Here is a 2,856-nt window from a genome sequence, read left to right on the forward strand (position 1 = left end):
CTCGCAATCCTCGCTACGGGGACGCCCAGTCGGGCGCTATTCTCGGACAGCCTCCAAGGAGCTGTTGAAATATCCAGTCAGGAAAAAACCTTGCCACGCAGGCATGGAGAAAAAATCTTTTCCTCCGTGAGTTTGTCCCTGCGTGGCATAAAAGTCAGCTATTAAGTGGTTATTGTCGTTTATTGCTGATCTTCCCAATTCTGGCTGCGCCCTACCGCTTTCTTCCAGCCCTTGTACAACGTTGAGCGCTGTTCATCAGCCATAACCGGGGTATAGACACGATCAACGCCGACCTTACCCTTGAGTTCATCAATACTTCTCCAGAAACCAACAGCAAGGCCCGCCAGATAAGCGGAACCGGCTGCCGTTGATTCGATTACCGCAGGACGCACCACTTCCTTACTCAGAATGTCTGACTGGAACTGCATCAGGAAGTTATTGGCAACGGCACCGCCATCAACCCTCAGCTGTTTCATTTCGATGCCCGCATCCCGCTGCATCGCCTCAATCAGGTCCCGGGATTGGTAAGCAATGGCTTCCAGTGTCGCACGAACAATATGGTTACGGTTAGCGCCACGGGTCAGGCCGACAATGGCACCTCGGGCATAAGGGTCCCAGTAAGGGGCACCCAGACCGACAAAGCCCGGCACCACATAGACACCATTGGTGTCTTTTACCTTGCTGGCAAAATATTCCGTATCCGCCGCATCACGCACCAGGCCAAGCTCATCACGAAGCCACTGAACCGAAGCCCCGCCCATAAAGACAGAGCCTTCCAGGGCATAATGCACCTTGCCATCAATTCCAAAGGCGATGGTCGTTAACAGACCATTTTCAGACTTGACAGGGGCCGCACCGGTATTCATCAACAGGAAGCAGCCAGTGCCATAAGTGTTCTTGGCCATGCCCTTGTCATGGCACATCTGGCCAAACAGGGCAGCCTGCTGGTCACCGGCCATGCCCGCCACCGGAATCCGGGTGCCACCGATAGTGGTCTTGCCATAAATCTCAGAGCTGGACTTCACGTCAGGCAGCATGCTGCGTGGAATATCCAGCGCCTTGAGGATGGTGTCATCCCACTCCAGGCGGTTAATATCAAACAGCATGGTCCGTGAGGCATTGGTCACATCCGTAACATGGGCACGGCCATCAGTGAGCTTCCAAATCAGCCAGGTATCCACGGTTCCGAACAACAGGTCACCTTTTTCGGCACGTCCACGGGCATCTTCTACGTGATCAAGAATCCACTTGATTTTAGTGCCAGAGAAATAGGCGTCCAGCACCAGACCGGTAGTTTCACGGATATGGCTTTCCAGACCGTCCTTTTTTAGTTGTTCGCAGATATCCGTGGTACGACGGCACTGCCATACAATGGCGTTATAGACCGGTTGGCCCGTATGTTTATCCCAGACGACGGTGGTCTCTCGCTGATTGGTAATACCAAGGGCGGCCACCTCATCAGGTCGAATGTTGGTTTTTGCCAGCACTTCGGTGAGCACTGAACTCTGTGTCGCCCAGATCTCCATCGGGTTATGCTCAACCCAGCCGGGTTGAGGATAATGCTGGGTAAACTCCCGCAAGGAAGTACCGACGATGTCACCATCGTGATTAAAAATGATGGCCCGTGAACTGGTAGTACCCTGATCAAGAGAAACAATGTATTTTTTTTCAGCGGTCATTCTTTTGTCCCTGACTCCTTACAAAAAAGCGGCTAACAATCGATCAGGCGGTTCTGAATTCACAAACGCTGCGAGATTGCCTGTCCGTCCGGTGTCTATGTTGGCACAGTGATTCAACTGACAATCCTGATTATCGCAGGTTTTTAGCAAAATCGTCGTAAATCGGGGAGTGTCACCGTGAGAGTTCCCTGCGTACTCCGACGCCCCTGATGGAACAACCCAAGTGGAGAAAGACGACGGTGGTTGCATGCTGACAAGTAGCCTTGATTGCATCAACTTGGCGGAAAAAGTGATTCAGTTGGAAGGTACCGACACCATTACTGCCAAGAGCTGAGATGGGCCGGGATTGTCGCCAGCTCGATGGCGGAGCGTCAGGGCAGCCAGTCTTCTTCCATCATCTGGTCGAAAGACCATGGACACTGATCAGGAAAATCAGACTCTGCCACTTGCTGATGTTTTTGCAGGCAGGGGCTTGTTGCAGTTAACAAAAACCTATCTATAGATACTCGAACCTATTCAAAATGAGTAAGTTCTGTTGTGAATGATGATACTCCATCTCCCGGGCCGTTCACCATTTAGGGGTATCCCCTTCTACTCTGCGTCGCCGGGAGGCTTGTGGAAAACTCGTGCCTGAGCGAACTGCCGGTGGTCAACGACGTTACAGCGCCAGTCAGTTAATGATGCAACAGACTCCACAGGTACAGCACAAATTCGCTCATGGCTGTACGGTAGCTTACAGTCGGGTTTCCAGCCATGACCAGAAAAAAGACCTGGAGCGGCAGCAGGAAGTGCTTTCGTTATATTGCGCTTCTAAAGGCTGGCAGTACGAAATCATCAGTGATCCCGGCAGTGGTATGAACTACCGCAAAAAAAGCGTGCGACAACTGCTCAGCCTGATTGTGTCCGGCCAGTTGGAACGCCTGATCATCACCCACAAAGACCGCTTGTTACGATTCGGCGCGGAACTGGTCGAAGCCCGGAACTGCGAAGTGATTATCATCAACCAGAGTGATCAGCCTTCCTTTGAGGGGGCCGGCCAACCGGAAGAGCTGGCAAAGGATGTTCTGGAGATTATCACTGTGTTTTCTGCCCGCCTCTACGGCAGCCGCAGTCGCAAAAATCAGCAGCTGATGGAGAAATTGACCCAAGTTGTAGACGATACCGGGCAGCCATGAGC

At 52.3% G+C, this 2,856-nt stretch carries 3 protein-coding genes; 1 reads left to right on the plus strand and 2 read right to left on the minus strand.

Annotated elements, in window-relative coordinates; translation table 11 throughout:
- Positions 1-179: 179 nt before the first annotated feature.
- Positions 180-1,679, minus strand: a complete 1,500-nt coding sequence (glpK, locus tag KDK14_RS15080; protein WP_257265997.1) for a glycerol kinase GlpK — start codon at positions 1,677-1,679, stop codon at positions 180-182.
- A gap of 371 nt (positions 1,680-2,050) precedes the next feature.
- Positions 2,051-2,167 carry a DUF29 domain-containing protein gene (locus KDK14_RS15085; RefSeq protein WP_257265998.1) on the minus strand — a complete coding sequence of 39 codons (117 nt, stop codon included), beginning with the start codon at positions 2,165-2,167 and terminating at the stop codon, positions 2,051-2,053.
- Between the two features lie 66 nt (positions 2,168-2,233).
- Here KDK14_RS15085 and KDK14_RS15090 point away from each other — a divergent pair, with 66 nt between their 5' ends.
- Entirely contained in the window at positions 2,234-2,854 is a 621-nt protein-coding gene (locus KDK14_RS15090) for an IS607 family transposase (protein ID WP_257265999.1), read from the plus strand.
- Positions 2,855-2,856 lie beyond the last annotated feature (2 nt).

The organism is Endozoicomonas sp. ONNA2 (genome assembly GCF_024606365.1).
Lineage (GTDB): Bacteria > Pseudomonadota > Gammaproteobacteria > Pseudomonadales > Endozoicomonadaceae > Endozoicomonas.

Bases quoted from the DNA above. Each gene is read 5' to 3' on its own strand.
- glpK (WP_257265997.1), bottom strand. From the start codon at position 1,679: ATGACCGCTGAAAAAAAATACATTGTTTCTCTTGATCAGGGTACTACC.